25 protein-coding genes are annotated in these 23,541 nt (G+C 43.4%); 7 read left to right on the plus strand and 18 right to left on the minus strand.

All coding sequences use genetic code 11. The features are described from left to right. Positions 1-3: 3 nt before the first annotated feature. Positions 4-684, minus strand: coding sequence for a hypothetical protein (locus tag FPZ42_RS09260; protein WP_146270598.1), 681 nt, complete (start codon positions 682-684; stop codon positions 4-6). A gap of 247 nt (positions 685-931) precedes the next feature. Here FPZ42_RS09260 and tyrS point away from each other — a divergent pair, with 247 nt between their 5' ends. Genes tyrS through FPZ42_RS09275 form a run of 3 tightly spaced genes read left to right on the plus strand, consistent with a single transcriptional unit; the run spans position 932 to position 3,196 of the window. Continuing rightward, on the plus strand, positions 932-2,215 hold the full coding sequence (gene tyrS / locus FPZ42_RS09265) for a tyrosine--tRNA ligase (protein ID WP_146270600.1): 1,284 nt from the start codon (positions 932-934) through the stop codon (positions 2,213-2,215). Between the two features lie 37 nt (positions 2,216-2,252). Further along, positions 2,253-2,744 (plus strand): type II RES/Xre toxin-antitoxin system antitoxin, encoded by a 492-nt coding sequence (parS, locus tag FPZ42_RS09270; protein WP_146270602.1) that lies wholly within the window; start codon positions 2,253-2,255, stop codon positions 2,742-2,744. Beyond that, entirely contained in the window at positions 2,744-3,196 is a 453-nt protein-coding gene (locus FPZ42_RS09275; protein WP_146270604.1) for an RES family NAD+ phosphorylase, read from the plus strand. The genes parS and FPZ42_RS09275 overlap by 1 nt, the downstream gene beginning before the upstream one ends. Before the next feature lie 74 nt (positions 3,197-3,270). Here FPZ42_RS09275 and FPZ42_RS09280 read toward each other — a convergent pair whose 3' ends face one another. Beyond that, entirely contained in the window at positions 3,271-3,942 is a 672-nt protein-coding gene (locus FPZ42_RS09280) for a PH domain-containing protein (RefSeq protein WP_146270606.1), read from the minus strand. 122 nt (positions 3,943-4,064) lie between these two features. Then, a complete protein-coding gene (locus FPZ42_RS09285) occupies positions 4,065-5,051 on the minus strand; it encodes an acyl transferase (RefSeq protein WP_146270831.1) in 987 nt (328 codons plus the stop codon). 183 nt (positions 5,052-5,234) lie between these two features. On the opposite strand from FPZ42_RS09285, the gene FPZ42_RS09290 reads away from it, so the two are divergent. Next, complete coding sequence (locus FPZ42_RS09290) at positions 5,235-5,912, plus strand: lipid-binding SYLF domain-containing protein (RefSeq protein ID WP_146270608.1); 678 nt, start codon at positions 5,235-5,237, stop codon at positions 5,910-5,912. A gap of 605 nt (positions 5,913-6,517) precedes the next feature. Here the strand turns inward: FPZ42_RS09290 and FPZ42_RS09295 are convergent. The 6 genes from FPZ42_RS09295 to glmM all read right to left on the minus strand — a co-directional run bounded on the left by FPZ42_RS09295 (position 6,518) and on the right by glmM (position 13,485). Beyond that, positions 6,518-6,853, minus strand: coding sequence for a hypothetical protein (locus FPZ42_RS09295; RefSeq protein ID WP_146270610.1), 336 nt, complete (start codon positions 6,851-6,853; stop codon positions 6,518-6,520). Positions 6,854-6,857: 4 nt separating this feature from the next. Further along, complete coding sequence (locus FPZ42_RS09300; protein WP_146270612.1) at positions 6,858-9,290, minus strand: penicillin acylase family protein; 2,433 nt, start codon at positions 9,288-9,290, stop codon at positions 6,858-6,860. 47 nt (positions 9,291-9,337) lie between these two features. Beyond that, on the minus strand, positions 9,338-9,796 hold the full coding sequence (locus FPZ42_RS09305; protein ID WP_186458727.1) for a thermonuclease family protein: 459 nt from the start codon (positions 9,794-9,796) through the stop codon (positions 9,338-9,340). A gap of 274 nt (positions 9,797-10,070) precedes the next feature. Next, positions 10,071-10,565, minus strand: coding sequence for a hypothetical protein (locus FPZ42_RS09310; protein WP_146270616.1), 495 nt, complete (start codon positions 10,563-10,565; stop codon positions 10,071-10,073). 314 nt (positions 10,566-10,879) lie between these two features. Further along, positions 10,880-12,016, minus strand: a complete 1,137-nt coding sequence (locus tag FPZ42_RS09315; RefSeq protein ID WP_146270618.1) for a cysteine desulfurase family protein — start codon at positions 12,014-12,016, stop codon at positions 10,880-10,882. Between the two features lie 77 nt (positions 12,017-12,093). After that, positions 12,094-13,485, minus strand: a complete 1,392-nt coding sequence (gene glmM, locus FPZ42_RS09320; RefSeq protein WP_146270620.1) for a phosphoglucosamine mutase — start codon at positions 13,483-13,485, stop codon at positions 12,094-12,096. A gap of 113 nt (positions 13,486-13,598) precedes the next feature. Between glmM and FPZ42_RS09325 the strand changes: the two genes are divergently transcribed. Beyond that, positions 13,599-14,165: a phosphatase PAP2 family protein gene (locus FPZ42_RS09325; RefSeq protein ID WP_146270622.1), complete on the plus strand. Its 567-nt coding sequence runs from the start codon at positions 13,599-13,601 to the stop codon at positions 14,163-14,165. A gap of 292 nt (positions 14,166-14,457) precedes the next feature. Here FPZ42_RS09325 and FPZ42_RS09330 read toward each other — a convergent pair whose 3' ends face one another. The 9 genes from FPZ42_RS09330 to FPZ42_RS09365 form a co-directional block, all read right to left on the minus strand. Beyond that, positions 14,458-14,907, minus strand: a complete 450-nt coding sequence (locus FPZ42_RS09330) for a MarR family winged helix-turn-helix transcriptional regulator (RefSeq protein ID WP_146270624.1) — start codon at positions 14,905-14,907, stop codon at positions 14,458-14,460. A 30-nt stretch (positions 14,908-14,937) separates the two neighbouring features. Beyond that, the gene (locus FPZ42_RS19190; RefSeq protein WP_186458728.1) at positions 14,938-15,099 is read right to left on the minus strand and encodes a DUF5522 domain-containing protein; all 162 of its coding nucleotides are present in this window, start codon (positions 15,097-15,099) and stop codon (positions 14,938-14,940) included. Next, on the minus strand, positions 15,099-16,037 hold the full coding sequence (locus tag FPZ42_RS09335) for an MBL fold metallo-hydrolase (protein ID WP_146270626.1): 939 nt from the start codon (positions 16,035-16,037) through the stop codon (positions 15,099-15,101). Before FPZ42_RS09335 ends, FPZ42_RS19190 begins: the two co-directional genes overlap by 1 nt. Further along, positions 16,034-16,633 (minus strand): dephospho-CoA kinase, encoded by a 600-nt coding sequence (gene coaE / locus FPZ42_RS09340; protein WP_146270628.1) that lies wholly within the window; start codon positions 16,631-16,633, stop codon positions 16,034-16,036. Before coaE ends, FPZ42_RS09335 begins: the two co-directional genes overlap by 4 nt. After that, positions 16,633-17,580 carry a CdaR family protein gene (locus tag FPZ42_RS09345; protein ID WP_146270630.1) on the minus strand — a complete coding sequence of 316 codons (948 nt, stop codon included), beginning with the start codon at positions 17,578-17,580 and terminating at the stop codon, positions 16,633-16,635. Before FPZ42_RS09345 ends, coaE begins: the two co-directional genes overlap by 1 nt. A gap of 167 nt (positions 17,581-17,747) precedes the next feature. Further along, entirely contained in the window at positions 17,748-18,068 is a 321-nt protein-coding gene (gene yajC, locus FPZ42_RS09350; RefSeq protein ID WP_146270632.1) for a preprotein translocase subunit YajC, read from the minus strand. A 69-nt stretch (positions 18,069-18,137) separates the two neighbouring features. Then, positions 18,138-18,587 carry a DUF1573 domain-containing protein gene (locus tag FPZ42_RS09355; RefSeq protein ID WP_146270634.1) on the minus strand — a complete coding sequence of 150 codons (450 nt, stop codon included), beginning with the start codon at positions 18,585-18,587 and terminating at the stop codon, positions 18,138-18,140. Positions 18,588-18,605: 18 nt separating this feature from the next. Further along, complete coding sequence (nusB, locus tag FPZ42_RS09360; RefSeq protein ID WP_146270636.1) at positions 18,606-19,553, minus strand: transcription antitermination factor NusB; 948 nt, start codon at positions 19,551-19,553, stop codon at positions 18,606-18,608. Between the two features lie 56 nt (positions 19,554-19,609). Continuing rightward, entirely contained in the window at positions 19,610-20,695 is a 1,086-nt protein-coding gene (locus FPZ42_RS09365; protein WP_146270637.1) for a Glu/Leu/Phe/Val family dehydrogenase, read from the minus strand. A gap of 350 nt (positions 20,696-21,045) precedes the next feature. Here FPZ42_RS09365 and FPZ42_RS09370 point away from each other — a divergent pair, with 350 nt between their 5' ends. Together FPZ42_RS09370 and FPZ42_RS09375 are read left to right on the plus strand one after the other, a co-directional pair. Next, a complete protein-coding gene (locus FPZ42_RS09370; protein ID WP_146270639.1) occupies positions 21,046-21,501 on the plus strand; it encodes an OmpA family protein in 456 nt (151 codons plus the stop codon). A gap of 184 nt (positions 21,502-21,685) precedes the next feature. Beyond that, positions 21,686-23,473, plus strand: a complete 1,788-nt coding sequence (locus tag FPZ42_RS09375; RefSeq protein ID WP_146270641.1) for an ABC transporter ATP-binding protein — start codon at positions 21,686-21,688, stop codon at positions 23,471-23,473. The last annotated feature ends 68 nt before the right edge of the window (positions 23,474-23,541 follow it).

Below are 23,541 nucleotides of genomic sequence, written 5' to 3' on the forward strand. Positions count from 1 at the left end.
TTTTCAAATTTGAGCGGGGGAAATCAGCTTGGCGGATATGTTATTGAATACATCCATAAAGCTACTCATTAAACCAAGCCGGTACCCCAATAGTATAGCTGTCATATCAGCCTCTTGCTGGATGGTAAAAGGATTGCGCCAAACACGCATGCAAATACGTTTTAAGGCATAGGTTATCTGGTCTACATTAATATAGGTGTGCAGGTAGCGGCTTTGCCTAAACTCGCGGTAAAACCGCAGAAATTTATTTGGGTCTTTCATTTCCGCAAAACTTAAAAACTCCGCTATGGTATCTTCCTGGCAGCTATCTAAATGATCATAAAATTCGTTGATACCTATTTCACCGGTGGTAATAAGCAGGTTGTCCAATATCAGTTCGATAGCGATATGCCCTAAAAAGAATGGCTTTACCGGCGAACCAATAATAGCCGGCGCAAGTTCCTTTTTTAAATTATGCGAATGGGTAACGAAAAAGTCATCACTGTGAAAATACTTATCAACCTCCAGGTGTTTGTTCCAGCCGGCAATAATAGTGTTCACATTTTTATCAGGATGTTTTAACTTCTCGGGATGCAGTATAATGGTTTTATCAGCATTCTTTAAAAGATCGGGCAATACGGTACCTAATACAAAGTAGCAGTTGGCGGTATCACGGTCAAAATAATAATGCGAAAGAAAATTCATATAGGTATATAACGAAAAGTAAGCAAAATTGTGAGGAAAACCAAATGTGCAGATATGAGGATGTGCAGATCTCAGATATGCAGATGCGGGGAGATGATGTGCAGATTACAAATGCGCATACCTGCTGATTAGAATATGTGTTTGAAAGTTTTACCTTTTTAATCTGCACATCTGAAAATTGCACATTTAGAATCCGACATCTATTTTTAGCTTTGCACCTCGCATATTTGCTCATTTTATTATAGTTATGAATTTTGTTGAAGAACTACGCTGGAGAGGCATGCTGCATGATATTATGCCCGGAACCGAGGAACTACTTAATAAAGGTATGGCATCCGGCTATATCGGTTTCGACCCTACGGCTGATTCGCTGCATGTTGGCCACCTTACGCAGATTATGACGCTGATACATTTTCAGCGCGCGGGCCACAAGCCATATGCTTTGGTGGGCGGCGCTACCGGCATGGTAGGCGATCCATCCGGTAAATCTGACGAGCGCAACCTGCTTTCTGAGGATGTATTGCAACATAATCTCAATTGCGTTAGAGAGCAACTTAAAAGCTTTTTAGATTTTAACAGCGGCGCCAATAGCGCCGAGATGGTTAACAACTACGATTGGTTTAAAAACTTTACTTTTCTTGATTTTATCCGCGACGTAGGTAAACACATTACGGTAAACTACATGATGGCCAAAGACTCGGTTAAGAAACGCCTTGAAGGTGATACCGGCATGTCTTTTACAGAGTTTACTTACCAGTTAGTACAGGGATACGATTTTTACTACCTGTGGAAGAATAAAAACTGTGTGCTGCAAATGGGCGGCAGCGACCAGTGGGGTAACATTGTTACCGGCACCGAGTTTATCCGCCGTAAAGATGCGGGCGAGGCTTACGCCTTAACTACCCAACTGATCAAAAAAGCTGATGGTACCAAATTCGGTAAAACAGAGAGCGGTGCCGTTTGGTTGGATCCTGCGCGTACATCGCCATACCAGTTCTACCAGTTTTGGTTAAATACTACTGATACTGATGCAAAATTATACATCAGGATATTTACCCTGCACACCCTTGAAACCATTGAGGCGATGGAGGCAGAACATGATGCCGCCCCTCACCTGCGCGTTTTACAAAAAGCGTTAGCGAAAGATATAACCATACGCGTACATGGTGAGGCTGAGTTTTTAAAAGCGATAAAATCATCTGAATTTTTATTTGGCAATGCGGGTATTGAGTTTTTAAACGAATTGAACGATGGCGAGGTATTAGACCTGTTCAATGGCGTACCAAACTTTACCGTTGCTAAAAGCGAATTTGAAACAGGTATAAACGCAACCGAACTATTGGCGGCTCAATCAACTGTATTCCCATCAAAAGGCGAAGCTAAGAAGATGATACAAGGCGGCGGTGTATCCGTTAACCGTGTAAAAATAAATACTCCTGAGGATGTTTATACAAACGGGCAGTTGATAAACGGCAAATTCCTGATAGTACAAAAAGGTAAGAAGAATTACTTTTTAATTGTGGCCGAATAATTTGCAATTACGACATTTTGTATTTATTTTTGGATAAATGTCGTACAAAACAAAACATACAGCAAAAAACGAGGTTAATGAACCAATGGCAATTTATATTACCCAAAGTTCAGTAACCCCGTTTTATGATCTGCTAAGCACTAAGCCTGCAAGGTCATCTTCAGAGTTTGATATTATCAAACTTGCAAGGCAGGGTTTTCCTAAAAAAACGCTGTTGGCACTTGCCAAAAAAATATCATTAAGCATACAAGAGTTAGCCAACATACTGCACATATCAGAGCGCACCCTGCAACGTTATGAGGATGATGCCATCATCAAAACTGAGTATGCTGAAAAAGCCGTTGAGCTGGCACGCCTTTATGCCCGCGGCGAGGAAGTGTTTGGCTCTATGGATAAGTTTAAGATTTGGATTAAAACCCCAAGCCTGGTATTTAATGGCGAAGCACCTGTTACCATATTAGATACCTCTGCAGGTTTTGATATGGTTTTTAAAGAGCTTGGCCGTATCGAGTACGGTATTTTTGCTTAATGATACTCTATCGCATTAGCAACTGCCGCTACATTAATGACCTTACCGGTACGGGTGCCCGTTTGTACGGCGGGCGCTGGAACAGTGAAGGCAGATCAATGGTTTACCTTGCATCGAGCAGGGCGCTTGCCATGCTGGAGGTGCTGGTACACATGCAGCCGTTAATTACGCCCTCAAACTTTTGCATAGCCGAGATTAAGGTTCCTGAGCATAGCATATTAAAGTTAGATGCTTCTACCCTGCCCACCAACTGGCAGGATGCATCATCACCGGCGGAATTAAAACAGATAGGTAACCAGTTTATCCAGGAAACCAAATACCTGATGATGAAGGTGCCATCAGCCATTGTACCGCAGGAATACAATTACCTCATTAATCCCTGGCACCCCGACATAAAAAAGGTGAGTATTTTAAATACTCACCCATTTAGCTTTGATGATAGGTTAATTTAGTGATTAGAGATTAGTTAATTAGATATAACGAAAAACTCAACTAATCTCTAATCTTCTATCACTAATCTCCAACATCAAAAATCACTAAGCAACTCTAATTTTTTCTGGTTATATTCTTCCTGAGAGATCAATCCGCTTTCAAACAATGTTTTTAGGCGTTTTAACTTTTCGGTTAGTTCGTCTTTTTTAGGTTCTTCAAAAACAGGTGCAGGCGAAGGTGGCTCTACCGGTGCTGGCGCCGGTGCGGGTGGTTGCTGTACAACCGGTGCAGACGGTTGGAAAACTGCCTGTGCCGGATGATCTACCTGGATAGAACCAGATTCGGCACGTTTTTCTTCCAACTCACGCTGGCGGCGCAGCTCACGTTCGGCCTCTTTACGCTCCTGCGCATATTGATATAGTTTACGGGCTTGTACTTTCGGCAGGTAATCAACACCCATTTCGCCACCGCCAACAGTTTTGATGCTGAACACTGCACCTATAATTTCCTCTTTGGTGTAAACATCAACCACATCCTTCCAAACAAAATCAACAAACTTGATAGAAAGGCCAAGGTTAGCCGGCGTAAAGAATAAGATACGTTTGTTGGTTATAGCAATACAATCAGGAAACAGGTTTACCAACGGCTTTTTTTGCACCGCAATGTAAATGATCTCCTCACCGGTATTAAGCAAGTCTACCAGACGGGTATAAACCTTTTCAACCGCCTTTGGGTCCTGCTCTTCGTTTAAGAATTTATCTATCATAATCTTGATATAATGATGCGGGCAAAAATAGCAATATTTTTGCCTCACCCAAACCCTCTCCAAAGGAGAGGAATTTTATTAAATTTTATTGCTACTCTTTCTTGTATGTTACTGGGGAGGCCTTAGCTAACCAGCAAATTACACCCGCGAATATCCGAATTATCAAAACGGCCCAATATTTCAAATGAGCCATCCGGATAGATCTTACCAAGATCCTGCGTGGCAATGAACGAACACGAGTTGATATTTGCGAGGTCGATGATATTAACGCCACCGGTTTTGCCCGTGCCTATAAGCGTTAGCGGATCATTGGTATCACGCGTTAAGATGCGCATCCAGGGCGGAGAGTTAAATATCCCATCGCCTTTTGAGTAAGCTTGTGAAAGTAACTCCGTCATTCCATATTCAGAATGGATGTGCTTTACGCCGAAGCCGGCACAAAGTGTTTGGTGCAATTCCTCGCGTATCATTTCCTTGCGACGGCCCTTCATACCTCCGGTTTCCATTACGATCAGTTCAGGAAAGTCGAGTTTGTAGTTTTCAACAAAATCCAACAACGCAAAGGTTACTCCTATCAACAAGGTTGGTTTAGCATTGGCTTGCTGCCTTAGCAGAGTTTGGTAAAGGTCTTGATGATTATACAGGTAAAAGCCACTATCCGCGTTGCCGGATTGGTTGATCATATCCTGCGCCATATAGATCAGTGATGAGCCTTCGCGTTCCAGGTAAGCGGGCAGTAATGCCAGCACAGTGTATTGTTTAATAGCTCCGTAGAATATTTCAAACGCTTTGCGAAAACTTTCTTCGTACCAACTTACATCGCTTACATGATGACTGCTGGTGATCATACCGGTAGTGCCCGAACTTGTAAAGGTGATCTGAGGCTTCCCGGTAGTAGCCACAACATTGTGTGCCTTAAAAAATTCGACCGGTAAAAAAGGGATTCTATCGATAGAACTTACATCTTCGGGACGAACGCTTAAACCATCCACAAACTGTTTGTACAATCCATTATGCTCAGCCTGATAGCGGAAAACCTGCAATGCAGTTTCGCTGAACGCTGTTTGGCTACCTATAGAAAATACCTGTTGTTTATCCGGCTTTACCATCAAGTGGCAAAGATATATAAATGTGCGGTCCCGATAGCTATCGTGATCAAATAGGCAGATGTGCAGATTTAAAATATGTATGTAAACTTTATTTTTTTTGACTTTTTAATTTTGAATTTTGACTTAATCCCCGCAACAAATACTCCCGTTCGGAGTTATAATTTCACAATAAAATACATCGATATGAAAAATTTTAAATTTTTAGGCCTACCCCTACTGTTAAGTGCGTTTATCGTTCTTACATCGGCCACTGCAATACAAGAAAAGGGGATCAAAAAAATAAATGAAGCCACCGCTGTACTGAAGGATTTTAGCAAGATGAAGGAAACCATTCCGCATCAGTTAATTGAAGAGTATGAAGGTATTGTGATCATCCCGAAACTGATCAATGCCGGTTTTGGTATAGGCGGCAAACGCGGACAAGGCCTTGCCATGGTTAAACTTGCCGATGGTAAATGGAGCGACCCTGTATTTGTTACGCTTACAGGTGGCAGCATCGGTTTCCAGATCGGTGTGCAATCTGTTGATATGGTTTTGGTGTTCCACCACAAAGGCGTACTTACCGAAGTTAAGGACGGCGATTTCACTATTGGTGGCGACATCTCTGCAGCGGCAGGTCCGGTTGGCCGTAGCTCAACCGCCAGCACAGATTATAAGTTGGAAGCAGAAGTTTACAGCTACTCGCGCAGCAAAGGCTTATTTGCCGGTATCAGCGTAAATGGTTCAAACCTGGCCATCAACAAATCTGCAAATGCTGAATTTTATGGCGATAGCGTAACTTCTGGTGAGATATTTAACCGCGCTACCAGTACCAACGCTGCAGTAGTTAAGTTGAAAGCTACTTTGGATAGTTTTAAATAAGAAATAGTTTATCTAAATTGAATGCCCGGATCTGATGGTTCGGGCATTTTTGCGTTAAGCTGAAAGCTTAATTTATTTTAGGATCAAAGTTGAAAACTTCGACCATTGGTGGGAATTGATTTTTATTTCGCCAGTATTTATTAAAATTGGGCAGCAAAATCTAAGCGCAAGAATAACTTGAGATTAATTGATTTATTCTTAATTAATATTACAAAATGGTATGAAGATCACCACAGTAAACGTAATTGGAGTTCTCCATTGGAAAGGGCCCTGTATGCGTTGTCATTTTCCCTGCTTTTTTGGTCAATCTCGTTATTTCAAATAGCAAATTTTAGGCTTAAAGTAATTGAATTTACTTCAATTCCGACGCCTGTAGGGGCGGGTTTAGGTTTATCATACTATTTTTTATTAAGGTTTATTTATATTAATAAAAAAAGGCATGAGTCGTTAATACAAGATCAGAATAGTGTTTTGGTGACAAAAAAGCATCAATATCTATGCATAGGGTTTTGTTTCCTTTCTGTGATCATTGCTTTTATATTGATGATTGCGCTTTCTTAATTAGCATAAGAGAAAGTGCTATAAACTTTTAATTATAAGCAACACTACTTCTCAAACACCTTCCTCACCAACAGTCCAGATAAGGCCGAAAAACCGCCTGCTATCCCACCTATTAAAACAGCTATGGCTAACATGGCCCACCAGTATTTAAGATGGAACACTTGTGCTACGCGGGTTGCTAATAAATGATTGTTGGGGATGCTCTTTAATAAAGCCAGCGCTGCCCAGGCAATGGCCAAACCACCAAAGCCCGACCAGAATGCCTGCTTTGATGTTCTGCCGAAGATGATGGCAGCAATAAACGCCAATGCACATGCCGCCCACCACGGGATAAGGTAGCCGCAAACAAATGCCAATAAAAGTATAATGCCGAATAACATATTTCTATTTGCTAATGGTTAAGGTTGTTTTAATGCGTGGCGACTTCTCTGTTGCCGAATGCAGATATAGTAATTGATTAAGCCGGCCTTGCTGCCAGGTTTTAAGCATATCATCGTAATAGAAACTGCCGGGGTTTCCGGACTGCCCGCCGGGTAGTATACCGTAGCCTTGCGGCTGCGGCCCCAACTGTACCACCATTCGCCATGATGGACCATGTCCATCAATAAGGGCATTAACGGTGGACCCTGAGCCGCCGGATTCAAATTTACCGGAGCCAAGGCCCGGCACATTACCAAGATGTGCAACCTCAAAGCTTTTCACCTTTCCCCAAGCCCAATCAGGGCCTATTTTCCCGTAGTTGCGCATCAGCTCGTCAACCGTGGCAGTGAATGATGCCATTACCACATCGTTAGCGGTTTCCATTGCTGGCGTGCGTTTGTTATCAAACCAAACGGACTTTGGCTCTTTCATCAACAAAGCTTCGGTGCGGTCCATTGTGGGGTAATAGTACACTGTGTCTTTACTGCCAAAATTATCCCGCCAGGTAAACTCATAAAGCTTATGCCACCAGTTTTGAAAAATGCTCGCGCCTACCGAGCTGGCTTTAAAAAACTTGTTCCAACGCTTCACAGAATCCAAAGCGGCCAGTTGGTAATCATCCAGTTTGGTAGCATCCATGTATCTGAGCATGGTTGGTAAAATATCCTGCGCGCGGATGCTGTAATCATCCATCTGCAACAGGCGCAGGCTATCGACAGTAGCTTTTTTCATGGTACCCAGCCTATCATTTATCCGCTTACCGCGTTCGTAACCCTCAAACTTCCAGTTGATGTAGTACGGATATGTTTGGTCTGTTGATGATTGATTGGCGGAGCTTACAAAACCACGCGTCGGGTTTTTAACGGTTGGATTTTGGTCGGCCGGGATCCAACCTTGCCAGTTGTTAGCTGTGTTGCTGCCATCGAGGATAAACTTGCCCTGGTCTTTATACTTGAGCGGTAATTTACCGTTGGGCGTAATAGCGATATCATTATCAACAGATGCAAATACAAAATTTTGCGCGGGGGCGGTATAGTAAGTCAGGGCCTTGCGGTAATCTGCATAACTGCCTGCGCGGTTTAGCAGATAAAACGTTTTAAACTCGTCGCTTTCGTCATGGGCTATCCAGCGCAGGGCATTACCTACAGGCACGTTTGAGCGGCCTTTCTCCTGCATAGCTGCGTTATCATAAACCACGGGCCCATGGTGCGTGTACAGAACGGTATCTATAACGTCGGCCTGGCCGCGAACTTTTATCTTTTCTATCTTGCGCTCAACCTTATTCCACTTATTGTTATACCAGTACTGGGTGCGGGTGCTATCCTTAAATTTTACCTGATACCAGTCCAGCACATCGGCATCTACGTTGGTTACGCCCCAACTCACTTTTTGGTTGTAGCCAATTACCACACAAGGCGCGCCGGGCAAAGTAACGCCATAAACATTTGCATCCGGGCCAACCATTTGCATCTGGTACCATATGGATGGAAAAGTAAGGTTCAAATGCGGATCGTTAGCCAGTATAGGGAAACCGGTTGCGGTTTTTGAGCCACTTACCGCCCAGTTGTTGCTACCGATGCCTTCAATCTTTTCCTTGTTTTGCATAGCGGCCATCAGTTGCGCCTTAAAAGCTGCGGGAGGCTGTGGAATTGTTAACGGTTTAAAATCCCATTTTGTACCTGCAGGGATAACCGGATCTTCATGCATGGGGTAATCCGGAAAAAGATCATTGGTGATCTTAGCGCCGTATTTATTCAGCACGTTGGTAAGGCCTAATTCGTTTGAACCACCTGCCAGCGTTTCAGACATCAATTTAAGCAGGTATGCAGAGTTGATAGGTTTCCATTCTTCGGGTTTATAGCCAAGCAATTTAAACTCCAGGGGATAACCACCGGGTTTAAGGTGCTTGATGTAAGCATTAACCCCATCACTATAAGCTTGTATCACTTTACTCATTACAGGGTCTTTCATGATGCCGGCAAGTGTATGCTCGGCACCCAATGTCATGCCCATGCGGCGGTGATAACGATCAAGTTGTAAAGCCTTCGGACCAACAACTTCTGACAAACGCCCCGCCGCACTACGCGTTTGGATATCCATTTGCCAAAGGCGGGCCTGGGCAGTTAGGTAACCTTGCACATAATAAAGGTCGTGGTTGTTTTTAGCAAAGATGTGTGGTATACGGTTATCATCAAACTGCACCGTCACCTCGTCCTGCAGACCGCTTAATTTCAATTTTTCGGAAGCGCGGATGTTCTTACTTTCAGCATTTTGCCAAAAACCGGTTGAGGGGTTCAGGAAATCTCCCAGGGGCGGTATGTCGCCAAATTTGGTTTGCGATGCCCAAATGAGCACGCCTGTAAACGCCAGGCAGATGACAGCTTTAAATACTTTCATTTTTGAGTGTGAGGTATTTGCAAGCAAGATAAGTAATGTGCCGCGTTTTAAAAAGCAACCGTATCCAGGTGCTTGCGGCGGCGTTTCCTGTGCGTCCGCTTTTTCTTTGGCTTATCTTGTTTGTTTTCCACGCGGTTTTCGCGTTCTCCTTTCCTAAAATTCCAGGGCGGTGTAGGGTTGGCATCCTGCCACAGCCCGAGCCGGCTTTGGCGGGCCTGCTGCTCCAGCATGGCCATTTCCATACTTTTTGAATAGGCGCGGTATTGCCAGGCATAACCGTTTTTTACCAGTTGCTTATTTACGCTGGTACCGTCTTCCAGTTCAACCCAGCCCACAGTGCGGCCATAACGGTCATTATTGTTAACGATGAGTTTCACCATTTTACCGAAGCAAAGATCTGATGTAAACTGCTTCGCAGCCTGCCCAAATGCCTGACTTTTCTCCGGGCAATCCACCTCTGCCAGCCTCACAGTAACCTGCTGGTATTGCGGCGATAATAATACCATAGTATCACCGTCTTTTACCCCAACAACTTTGTAAAGGTCGGTTTTGCGATTACAGGCTACTGTTAGACAAAGGAGGAACAGACAAAGGAGAAAGGACTTTTTAGGCATATTTATGATCTAAACACAAAGCGACTAAGATAATGAACAGTGATGCTAAGTTTTGTCTTATAATAAAAAAGCAGCACCGATTGGTACTGCTTTTTGTTTTTGAATGTTAAGGAAGATATTTAAACTTCTGATTCTTTATTAACACTCAATTATATTCATTCGGCTATTAAATGCCTTCTGTACCCGGCTCGTGGCCTACCATACGGCCGGTTGTGCGGCCAAGGTCGCGGCTGGCGAAGTCTGTTTTTGTTGCCACGCCTTCTGATGGAAACTCATGTTTCTCTGGCGGGGTTACATCTATTTGCTCGCTGTATGATGTATCTGCACCTTCACGTGGCTGATTTTGCTCATTCGTTTGTGAGTAGCCTGTACCCTCATTGTCTGATTCGCCTTCTTCAGGTATCTCATTCGGATCATCGACAGACGAATTAATGTTACCTGTGTAACCTGCATTTGTACCTTCTAAGTCGGTATCTTCTGTCAAGTCTGCATCATCATAATCTTCGTCCAACTGTTGGTCGTCCAAATCGTCTTCGTCGACGGTATTGCCACCACCCTCGGTATCATCAAGGCGGTTATCGTCTATATTATCGTTAGAATTTGTGTAGCCCTGGTTTTGGTTCTCATCATTATTCCAGTTGTTTTCGTTGTTAGTTATCATAGGTTTTGTTTTTAAATTGATACACTAACATTAGCAATAGCCCTGCCAATTTTCTAAATAAGAAAATTATTTAATCGAATAACTGATTTATCATTGAGGTAAAAGGGGTAGCTCCTTCGGAGCAAGAAGAAGCTTTCAAACCTCGCCTACAAAGCGGTGGCTCCTAACGGGGCGTTGTGGAACTCGAACAGTGTATATAACCCCTCCCAGCCATCGCTCAAGGGCGTCGCAGCCCGCTCCAAGTAGGAATAGATCGAGTTATAAACAAAAAAGACGCACCGAAGGCGCGTCTTTTTTGTTTAATTTATAAGCGATTATGCGCTTACCAAGCAGAGTTCTTTTAATTTAGCGACAGTGTAGTCTACTTCGTCTTTAGTGTTGTATTTTGAGAACGAAAAACGCACAGATGGCCTATCCGGATTGGCGCCTATAGCGGTTAACACGTGTGAACCAATGTCGGTACCAGAGCTGCAGGCACTACCGCCCGATGCAGATATACCGGCAATGTCCAGATTAAACAGCAGCATGTCAGCCATTTCCATTTCAGGGAAGGATACGTTTAATACGGTATAAAGGCTGTTAGCCGGATCTGTTTCGCCGTTAAATTTAACGCCGCTGATATCCTGCTCCAGTTTTGCCTTCATGTATGACTTCAGATCCTGGATATAGGCCTGGTGACTGTCCATTTCGGCATACGCAATTTCCAGTGCTTTGGCCAAACCTGCAATACCGTAAACATTTTCGGTGCCGCCACGCATATTGCGCTCCTGCGAACCACCGTAAATCATCGGGTTTATCTTAACCTTATGGTTGATGTGCAAAAAGCCGACACCTTTTGGTCCGTGAAGTTTATGTGCAGCGCAAACCATAAACTGCAACTTCAATTTGCTCAGATCGTGTTTGTAATGACCTACCGTTTGTACGGTGTCACTATGAAAAAGGGCATTATACGCTTCGCAGATATCGCCAACGCGTTCAAGGTCGGTAAGTGTACCTAACTCATTGTTAGCGTGCATCAGTGATACAAAGCTGCGTTCGTTATTTTGCAACAGTTTCTCAAGCTGATCATAATCAACGCTTCCTTTATCATCAACATCAAGATAGCTTAACTTAATTGCACCGGCTTTTTCCATGGCTTGCAGCGTGTGCAAAACGGCATGGTGTTCAAGCTTAGTGGTAATAGCATGCGTAAGCTTATGATCAATAATACCGCAACGGATGGCAGTGTTATCAGCTTCGGTACCGCCACTGGTGAAAAATATCTCCGCGGGCGATGTATGCAGCAGGTTGGCTATGGTTTTGCGCGATCTCTCTATCAACGTTCGCACCTCGCGCCCGTGGGCATGGATAGATGATGGGTTGCCAAACTGGCCCTCCATCACTTTGTACATCTCCTTTAACACTTCAGGGTCAAGCGCGGTAGTAGCGGCGTTGTCGAAATAAACTCGCATCGTTTTTTTAATAAATATAAGTCAGTAAAAAATAGAAACATTATCCGCAGGGTTCTCCAATCCGGCGAACAGTATTTCTATTCGTTCAAGTTCAAAATCTCTTTTATATCAGCAATTATCTTGTTGGCCAAGCCATCAGCACCTGTTTCAGAATCTCCCTCTGAATAAATGCGGATGATAGGCTCCGTATTTGATTTGCGCAGGTGTACCCATTGCTTATCAAATTCTATCTTTAAGCCATCAATAGTACTGTGCGGCTGTTTCTTGTATTTCTCCTCGACCTTTAAAAGCAGGCTGTCAATATCCATCTCCGGCGTTAAAGTGATCTTATTTTTAGAGATGAAATATCCCGGATAAGATTTCCTTAATACTGATACCGGCTTGCCGTAATTAGCCAGGTGCGTTAAAAATAAAGCTATACCCACCAGTGCATCGCGACCGTAATGCGATTCAGGGTAGATCACCCCACCGTTACCTTCGCCACCGATTATGGCGTTCACTTCTTTCATCTTGTTCACTACATTCACCTCACCTACCGCGGCACCAAAGTATTCGTTGCCATGGTTCTCGGTAACATCGCGCAGCGCGCGGGTTGATGAAAGATTTGATACCGTATTGCCTTTAGTATGTTTCAGCACAAAATCAGCAACGGCCACCAAAGTATATTCCTCGCCAAACATGCTGCCGTCTTCACAAACAAAGCAAAGGCGGTCAACATCAGGGTCAACGGCAATACCCAGGTCAGCGTTTTTGCTTGTTACCTCTTTTGAAAGCGCCACCAGGTTCTCGGGCAGCGGTTCCGGGTTGTGCGGGAAGTGACCATCAGGCTCACAATACAGTTCATGAATAGTTTGTACACCTAAAGCTTTTAACAAAGCCGGAATAAAAATGCCACCGGTAGAATTAACGCAATCAATGGCAACTTTAAAATTGGCTTTTTTTATTGCTTCAACATCAACCAAAGGCAATGCTAAAACCTTATCAATATGTTTTTGCAGGTAGCTATCATCATGGATATGCTTACCCAGATCATTAACATCAGCATAAATAAAATCGCTGCGTTCTGCAATATCCAATACCTCTTTGCCATCGGTATCGCTGATGAACTCACCTTTCTCGTTAAGCAATTTAAGGGCGTTCCATTGTTTTGGGTTATGGCTGGCAGTAAGAATAATGCCACCTGCAGCCTTCTCATCAGGCACGGCAACCTCAACGGTTGGCGTTGTTGAAAGGCCCAGATCAATCACATCAATACCTAAGCCCTGCAGCGTACCAATTACCAGGTTGTTAACCATGCTGCCTGATATACGTGCATCACGGCCAACCACTATCTTTTTTACACCTGAGCGTTTTACAGCCCAGCTGCCGTAAGCAGAAGTAAATTTAACAATGTCTAACGGGGTTAGGCCTTCACCTGCAGCGCCACCTATGGTGCCCCTAATGCCTGAAATTGATTTTATGAGTGTCAAAACGTATATAGATGTTAAGCCGCAAAAATAGCAATAATTAAACTATGGCAGCGTAAAATTCACATATATTTGGGCCGGTATCATTAACGTATAAAGCATTCAAACAAACCACAATGCCCGATTTTTTGCTCGACCTGGACAGGCATTTATTTTACATCATAAACCATGAGTGGGCTAACCCATTTTTTGATACTGTGCTGCCGGTTATGCGTAATGCAAAATTTTGGATACCGCTGTATGTTTTCATTATCGGTTTCAGCATTTGGCGGTATAAGAAACAAGGTGCAGTGTTGGTACTTTTCCTGGTCTTATCTGCAGGCTTTGCCGATTTTACCAGCGCCAGCATTATCAAACCTGCGGTGCACCGACTGAGACCTTGCCGCGACCCTTATACCAGTGCCGCCGTGATCAGCCGCGTGCCATGTGGTACGGGCTACAGTTTCCCATCCACGCATGCTACGGACCACTTTGCAATAGCCATTTTCCTGGGAATCATCTTCTATAAACGCCATAAATGGATAATGCCATTAGCTATTTTGTGGGCCGCTACAATAAGCTTTGCGCAGGTTTACGTAGGCGTGCACTTTCCGGTAGATGTTGTGCTTGGCGCTTTGTATGGTAGTTTGGTTGGGTGGTTATTTGCGTTTGGTTTTACGTGGTATCAGAGAAATACTTTTTGAAGGAGAGCACTCGAAGAATATGAGTGTCTACTCACCCCGACGACGCCTTCGGCTGGTCGACCCTCTCTGCTGCGCAAAGAGGGCGATAACTTAGAAATTATTTTATTTCGAGCGAGAAATGAAGCGTAGAAGATTTCTCCTCGCTGTCGCTCGTTCGAAATGACAGGGTGGTTTGAGCGCGATGAGATTGCCACGTCGCTGTCGCTCCCCGCGATGACATATTTAATCATCTTCGCTCCCGCTCTGGTAGATTTTGATTTTTGACTTTTAAATTTTGACTTTTTACTTTCTCCTACCCTCTCATCTTATCCAGCAGATCGCTTAGCTGGCCCGCTTCTTCTTCGGTGAGGTTTTGTTTGAAGAGATCTTTTGTTTTGAAGTCGACATCCATTTTCTTGAGGATGGCGAGGCCTTCATCGCTGATGCGGATATCTACAGCGCGGCGGTCGCTTGAGTTGGTGCAGCGCGATACCAGTCCTTTTTGCACCAGGCGATCAACAATGCGTGAGGCATCAGACATTTTATCTATCATTCGCTCTTTAAGCATATTCACAGTGGCCGGTTTTGGGTGCTGACCACGTAAAATACGCAGGATATTAAACTGCTGCTGAGTTAAGTTGTGTTTCTCAAAAGCCGGGCGCATGTAATTATTTATCCAGCCCGACGTGTAGCCGAGGTTGATAACCATTTTATGGTAATTGTCCTCAAAATTGGTGCTTTTGATATCTTCTTCTATTCCCATAATAACCGAAAATTGAACCGCAAATATAACCTATTTATTTTTAGGTTGTTCGCCCGGCTTGGGCCTGCCGTAGTGCCAGGGGCAATGCAAACACTTGTTTTTGCAGCAATATCCGCGTTTTAAATGGTATTCTTTTGTAAAAACGAAGTTACCATCCGCATTGATATAGTAGTCGACATTCTCCTGCAGCATTATCCAATGATTTTGACAAAAATATCGTTTTTAAAATATTCCTTTAATTGTCGCCCATCACCATGCAAGGTCCATATTTGCTGAGGTTGAACCTGCTTTACGGCCTCAAGGATATCGTTCCAATCCACATGGTCTGATATAAAAAGGGTATCCTGCGCGTTGGCCTGCAGGTTCTTCCAGCCTGATGCAAATAGCCGCTTAACACCCGTAGCCCTTATGTAGCTATCGAATGTAAAGGGTGGCACAATGTAAACGTACTCCTTCTGCTCTTTCATCAGCTTGCGGTTATACACTTGGTGTGCGCCAATATCATAGCCCAGCTTTTTATAAACCGCGTTTATCGGCATTATGCGATGATGTACCAGCACAGTTTTGTGAGGGGCATATTTATTGATCATGCTGACGAGGCGCTGGCTTTTGCCTAAACTATATGCGCCCAACAGGATATTTATCTTGATGTCATTTAGCTTTTGGATCTCTTTTACTGGGTCGGGGTGTTGAGTTGATGGGTCGGCAAAAGTTGTTTCGGTGATCAGCACATCGGCTTTTACCCATTCAATGGGTTCACAGGTATCGTCGGGCTGCAGTTTATAATCGCCGGTATACAGGTAACTAACGCCCTTGTATTCCATTAATATCTGTGCAGAGCCGGGCATGTGGCCCGCCGGGATAAAGGTGAGTTGAACCTCTCCTATTTTAAAGGGTGTATGATAAGGTACCGTGTAACTTACTTTGGCCTTCTTGTTACCATAACGCAATTCCATAAAAGCCAGGGTAGCTTCCGTAGCGTAAACGTTATGGTTCCCGGCAATGGCGTGATCTGCATGAGCATGTGAGATTACCGCGTTATCTACCGGCTGCGGCGGGTCGAGGTAAAAATCAGCATAACGGCAATAAAGGCCATTGATGTTGTAAGCAATAAAATCGTCTAAGATCATTTGTTATTAGCGAGCGACAAGTACAATTCGTGCAGCTTTAGCATCTGCGGGATTACCAGTTCGCTATCATCATTGATGATAATGTCATCCGCCAGTTCCATTTTTTTTTCCTGCGGATATTGGCGTGCTTCCCGGCTTTTTACTTCATCAGCGGTAACCCCATCGCGCTTCATTACCCGGTCAATGCGGATATCCAGCGGTGCGGCAACTAAAATACTACGGTCGCATTTTTTGTATGAGCCGCTCTCAAATAAAATTGCGGCTTCTTTTAAAACGTAAGGAGCATCCGCTTGCTCCTCTACCCAAACATCAAAAGCCCTGAACACGGCGGGATGCACCAGGGCATTAAGTTCTTCCAATCGCTGTTTATCGTTAAAAACAATCCCGCCAATGTGTTTACGATTAAGTGAGCCATCTTCGTAATAGGCCTCGTTACCAAAAGCAGCTTTGATAGCATCGATAAGCACGTCATCTTCTATCATTACCTTTTTGGCAGCTTCGTCAGCATAAAACACCGGGATACCCAGCACTTCAAATACCTTGCAACCGGTGGTTTTGCCACTGCCGATGTTACCTGTTATCCCTACTTTAAGCATTATTTTTTTATGATAAAATCAATTACCTGCGGCTCTATCTTGGTGACTTTGCTATAAGATGGCATGCGCGTAACTTTCACAGGCAAAGTGCTGTAACCGTTATGGCGCCAAAGGTCAAGATCGGCAACTGCTTCAAAATCGTCCTCGTTCATTTCGGGGTAATCCGTAAGCGATGTTGTAAACGTAACCTTTACCTTTTGCGGAAAAACCTTAACATCATAATACCGCTGGTTATTGATCACCTTTACCGGTATCTCCAATGTTTTTTCGGTGTACTCATCAACCGGGATGGTCAAAGTCACCGCTCTCGGGATGACTGCCAGGTTTCCCTCTTTAGGTTTTTGCAATGCTATCCTGCCAATAAAATCTTCATTCGCATTTTGAAGTTTAACCGTATCCGTCTTCCAGCTTGTTATTTTTGCCAGCACTTCTGCCGGGCCGCTGATGGTTACATACCGCGGCTTTATCATGAGGTCGTTTGATTGCGAAAACTGCTTTTGGTACTGTATGTCACTAACCACCTCAACAGGCACCCGCTTGATGATCCGGTTACTAAAATCAAAGAAAAGCGTATCGGGGTTTACCGCTATGATCTCGTGATTAAGATCTTTCTTAGCGTTTATCTGCTTCAATTGCTGACTGATAACAATAAAGTTTTTGGTCTCTAACGTGTGCAGATCAACATTGATGGGTTTATTGTTGTAATCAACCTTCGAGAAAAGCATTTGCCAGCCTGTGCCCTGCACAATGGCGCTGACAGTATCTGCCTGAAGCGGATAAAAGGCCCTTTTTTGAGGCAGATTTTTATAATTAATAATTTGCCGTATGGTAAATTTATAAGTATTAGAAAGCGCAGTAAACAACCAGGCAAACACAGCAAAAACAAGGCAGGTTACAAAAACCGATAACCGCCGCCGTTCTATTGCTGATAGTTTGATAATGGCCATTTCTTCTTTGAGTAAAAGGTTAAAGGCGAAAGGTTAAACGCTAAAGGTTAAAGGTTAAAGGTACACTTTGTGGATAAAAGGCGAAAGGTAATTTTACAGCACATAAACAAAAAGGCGAAAGAGAAACCTTTCGCCCTTTACCTTTAGCCTTTTACCTCAGCAAAGCCTTACTTAACAGTAGCCGGTGTGTTCAGCGCTTTCGATGCATCAAGCGATATAGCTGATTTATCAAAACGAATGCGTGCGCCATTCTCAACCTCAACAACAAAGGTAGTTTCTGCAACCTCGTAAATGCGGCCGTGTATGCCTGCTGTAGTAATAACCCTGTCGCCTTTTTTAAGTTCTTCGGTATATTTTTTTTGATCTTTTTGCTTTTTAACCTGCGGACGGATCATAAAGAAATAGAACACTACTGCAATTAAACCAAACATGATCAACTGCTGAACTCCCATGCCGCCGCCGGCTTGTAATAAAATTGTACTTATCATCTAAATTAATTATTAAATTATTGATTTAATGACTTACTGAATTAACAATAACCCATTTAGCTTTTTGTGTTATTTGGCAGTTACTTCGCCAATTAAGTGCATCATTGTTTGTGCAGGGTTAGTATTGGCTGTAACCGTTATCTGTTTATCCTGTAAGCCTACTTTACCCGCACTATTAAAGGTTACTTTGATTTCGCCTGCGGCACCGGGCTGTACGGGTGCCTTTGGCCACTCCGGTGTGGTACAACCACATGTTGCAACAGCATCTTTTATGATCAATGGCGACTTACCGCTGTTTACAAATTTAAAGGCATAAGTTACTTTTTCGCCTTCTTTTATTTTACCAAAGTCATGCGTGTCTTTATCCAGTTTAATAACAGGTGCATTTGCCACATCTGCGGCAGCTGGCGCTGCGCTTGCAGTGGTATCTGCAGCGGTAGATGCGTCATGTTTTGCGCCCTGGTTACAGGCGGTTAACATTAAACCGGCTGCTGCTATGCATAAAAAAAACTTTTTCATATTTAACTGTAATAATGGTTATTCAATTAATCCCCTGCCAGATTTGCGCACCTTGTTACCGGCTTTTAATTCTGCTAAAATTTTATCTAAAATACCGTTTATAAACGAATTACTCTTCGGCGTACTAAACTCCTTTGAGATCTCCAAGTACTCATTAATGGTTACTTTAACCGGGATAGATGTAAAGTTAATAAACTCTACAATAGCCATCTTCATCAGCAAAGTATCCATCATAGCAATACGGTCGGGCTCCCAGTTCTGGGTCTTTTCGGCTATTAAAGCCTGGTATTCTACGTCGTGCCTGATAGTTTGCTCAAACAGGTTTACCACAAATTCGCGGTCTTCTGTCCAGTTACCACTAATTTCTGCAAGTTTATTCTCTGCAAAGTTTTCTGAAGCAAAGTTCTTAAAGGTTTTGGCGATCAGTGCCTGCAAAACCTCTTTATCAGTAGGCCAGTAAATAAATTTATCTTCAAAAACCTGCTCCGCTAACGACGATTTTAAGATCACCTTTTTAAAGATGAACTTGATAATGTCTTTATCGCTTTGAATGGTATCGTCAGTTTTTGCCAGGTATTCGGCGTATTCCGGTGAATTTTTAAGGCTTGTAAAAAGTGATTTGGCCAGCTCCGGGTCAAAGCTCCAATCTATTTTGTATTTGCGGATACCATTTAGGTAATCCTTGTTATCCAATACCGAAAGGTAAAAGCGGTTAGTTAAGATCTTTTGGTTAACGTTAAGGTCTTCGGCAGTTGGGCGGTGTTTGTTTGCCCTCTCTTCCGCGTCGCGGGATACGTACTCGATAGTCTCGTTAATAAGCGATAACATCCAGATGTACATTTCAAAAACCTGGTCGATACCGTTTAGCAGGTTTTTTTCAGAAAGTTTAATGTCTTTGGTATCCGACTGATGATACGCGTAAAGCGATTGTAACACTTTTACCCTAAGGTGTCTTCTGTTTAGCATTTTTGTAAGAACGATTATGGCCTGTTTATCCTCTTAAATTGGCCGTATGATAATTTCTAATAGGTTGATTTTACTTTTCTAATGTCTGCAATACGTTTTTCAGCAATTTTGTTTGCCGCTTCAATGGTAGAAATGTTTTCTGCCTTAGAAAGTTTTAAAACGTTGCGGGTAGCTTCATAAATATTTTCGGTAAGCTGCATGGTGCGTCGTTTGCTAAATCCCTGCAATTCCGAATAGCAATTTATAATACCACCTGCGTTAATAACGTAATCCGGCGCAAATAGTATACCTTTATCTAAAAGCATTTTGCCGTGTTCATCCTCATCCTGTAACTGATTATTGGCAGAGCCTGCAATAATGCCCACTTTAAGCTTGCTGATGGTTTGCGTATTGATAGTTGCACCCAACGCACATGGCGAATAGATGTCAGCATCAATATCAAATATCGAGTTATTTGATACTGCTTCGGCACCGTATTTTTTTGATACCTGCCTAACCCTGTCCTCGTTAATATCGCTTACATAAACCTTGGCATTTTCTTCGCGAAGCAGCTTCACCAATGTTTCGCCAACATGGCCTATACCTTGCACAATTACGGAGCGACCGGTAATAGTGTCGTTACCATACATTTCACGTACAGCCGCCTTAATGCCCATCAACACGCCTTTTGCTGCTACCGGTGCAGGGTCGCCGCTCCCGCCTAAACTCTCAGGGATACCGGTAACATGCTCTGTCTCCATGCGGATATATTCCATATCACGCGGACTGGTGCCTACATCTTCTGACGTTATAAATTCACCATTAAGGTTCTTGATATAACGGCCAAATTTGCGCATCATCGCTTCAGACTTGTCACGTCGCGAGTCGCCTATGATCACAGAATAGCCGCCGCCCATGTTTAAACCGGCAATGGCGCACTTGTAGGTCATGCTTTTTGAAAGGCGCAAAACATCATACAATGCTTCGGCCTCGGTACGATAAGTCCACATGCGGGTACTGCCAAAAGCAGGGCCCAAAGTGGTATCATGTATGGCAATGATAGCTTTTAAGCCAGTGTGAGGGTCGCTGCAAAACACAACCTTTTGGTGGCCATAAGCCTCAAGTTGGCTAAATATGCTATCGGTTGTTTGTTGTGCAGACATGTATCAGCAATTATTAATCAGCACTGCAAAAGTAGCGGTTTTTTTTGTTGTGACAAGTTTAGTTAGCTATACGGGTCATTAAAGGTTGATTAAAATTTGAGATTGATGCGCGTTACCTGCGGCACACGCCATGCACCAATAACCCGGCAGGCATTAGGCTGAAGGCCGGTATTACCCATATCGTCAGCTCATAATTAATTTCCATCAAAACAAATAGTGCTATTCACGATAGCAACAAAGGTTCACATATATTCACACAGAGGTATACAATTGCAAAAACCTGTAAAACAAATAGTTGCAGGAACCCATTATTCTGTTGAATCTTGTTTTACACTCCAAATTAGTTAGTTATGAAAAATATGATCGCAGCCTTTACAGCTATTTTATTGCTTGTAAGTGTTAATGCCATTGCAGTAAATAAACATATGAAAATGTCGCCCGATGCCGTGCGCCGTTACAAGGCAGGGCTTTCTGTGGCGGCTATGACCAAAAACCTGCAATTTGATTTCGCAAAAGCTAATCTGCGACCTATTTACAATGAGAGGCTTACGCAATTAGCTAAACTGCTTGTAGAAGGTAACTACCCTATTATACTGCGTGGCCACGCCGATGCCGTAGGGAGCCGTGTACCCAATTGGCAGCTTTCGCAAAAACGCGCTGACGCAATAAAGGACTTCTTGGTAAGCAAGGGCGTTTCTGCTGCAAAAATTGTCACCACACCTTTTGGCAGCACCATACCGGTTGCCAGCAACCGCACTGCAGAAGGCCGCCAACGAAACAGAAGAGTGGAAATTAGGCTAAGTTAATATTGAAGTCAAACGGTGTAAATTGTGTTTTGATGACTTCTGCAACGACAGAATAGCTGGGAGCGAAAGGATAATTATTGAGCGTTACATTTATTGATCTGAGAATGCTTTTAATACAAGCATCAAAAGGATGACTTAAGCATGGTTGCTTTATAATATAGCATACCGTACTTTTGGTTATCTAATGAAAGACCTCGCTTACCTAAATAAATTCTTTTACAAATATCGCTGGCGCCTTATCCCGGGTGTATTATTTGTGGTGATATCAAACATTTTTGGGGTGCTGCCTGCGCAGGTTATCCGTGTAGCGTTTGACCTGGTTACTGATAATATCGGCGTTTATCAATTATTCTCGGGTTTTAACCGCCAGGAAATGATCTACGATATTTTTGGATCGAGCCTGTTACTCTTCGGCATGCTGGTTTTGATTCTGGCGTTGTTGCGGGGTTTGTTCCTGTTCTTTATGCGGCAGACTATTATCCTGATGTCGCGCCACATTGAATATGACCTTAAAAATGAGATCTACGCGCACTACCAGGTGCTATCGCTGGCGTTTTACCGTCGTCACAATACTGGCGACCTGATGAACCGCGTTACTGAAGACGTAAGCCGCGTGCGCATGTACCTTGGCCCGGGCATCATGTACAGCATCAACACGGTGGTATTGTTTGCGCTGGTTATTTATGCCATGCTTATTGTGAACGTCAGGCTGGCTATATTTTCTATTCTGCCCCTACCTATCCTCGCAGTGGTTATCTTCCACGTAAACACCATTATTGAAACGCGTAGCGAAAAGATACAGCAAAGGTTATCAGGCTTATCAAGTTTTGTGCAGGAGAATTTTTCGGGCATCAGGGTGATACGTTCTTATGTGCGCGAGAATTTTGTGAGGCAGCGCTTTGCTGCCGAAAGTGAGGACTATAAAACCCAGAGCATGGCTTTGGCAAGGGTACAGGCCATTTTCTTCCCTTCTATGTTATTACTGATAGGGTTAAGCAATGTGATAACCATGTACATTGGCGGGGTTGAAGTAATGAAGGGTAACATCACATCAGGCAACATTGCCGAGTTTATTGTTTACCTCAATATGTTGGCCTTCCCGGTAATTTCTCTGGGATGGGTAACCTCTTTGATAAAACGGGCTGCTGCTTCACAAAAACGTATCAACGAATTTTTGCACCAAAAACCGGAGATCATTTCGCCCATTGCGGCATTGCATAAGGTTGCAGGTAAGATAGAATTTGATAACGTAACCTTTAATTACCCCGATACAGGTATCACCGCCCTAAAAAATGTGTCTTTTACAGTAAATCCAGGTGAAATGGTGGCCATCATCGGGCGCACAGGGTCGGGGAAATCAACCATTGCCAACCTCATCATGCGGATGTATGATGTTAGCAGCGGACAGATCGTTATCGACGGCAAAACTATCAACAGCCTTAACCTGAACAACTATCGTTCGCAAATAGGTTTTGTGCCACAAGAAGTTTTTCTGTTCTCTGATAAAATATCACATAATATTGCCTTCAGCGCTGATGTGTTAGATATGCCCGCAGTTGAACAGGCCGCAAAAGATGCTGCTGTTTATGGCAACATCATGGAACTGGAGCAAGGATTTGATACCCTGATAGGCGAACGCGGTGTAACCCTTTCAGGCGGCCAAAAGCAACGCGTGAGTATTGCGCGCGCTATTGTAAAGCAGCCGCAGGTTTTAATATTTGACGATTGCTTATCTGCCGTTGATACCCGTACCGAAGAGGAGATCTTGAGCAACCTTGGCCGAATTATGCAGGGTAAAACAAGTATTATAATAGCCCACCGCATATCTACCATAAAAAACGCTGATAACATTCTGGTACTTGATGATGGCAGGATCATAGAGCAAGGCACCCACGATGCTCTCATGGAGCTTAAAGGTGCTTACTTTGAGCTTTATGAAAAACAATTGCTCGAAGAGGAGGAAGAAGCGTAACTCTATACAGCAAAACAGCGTAAAAGTTTTTATAAAAATTTAATATTTGTGAATAAATACTTGCAATT

This window comes from Mucilaginibacter achroorhodeus, from assembly GCF_007846095.1.
Classification (GTDB): Bacteria; Bacteroidota; Bacteroidia; order Sphingobacteriales; family Sphingobacteriaceae; genus Mucilaginibacter; species Mucilaginibacter achroorhodeus.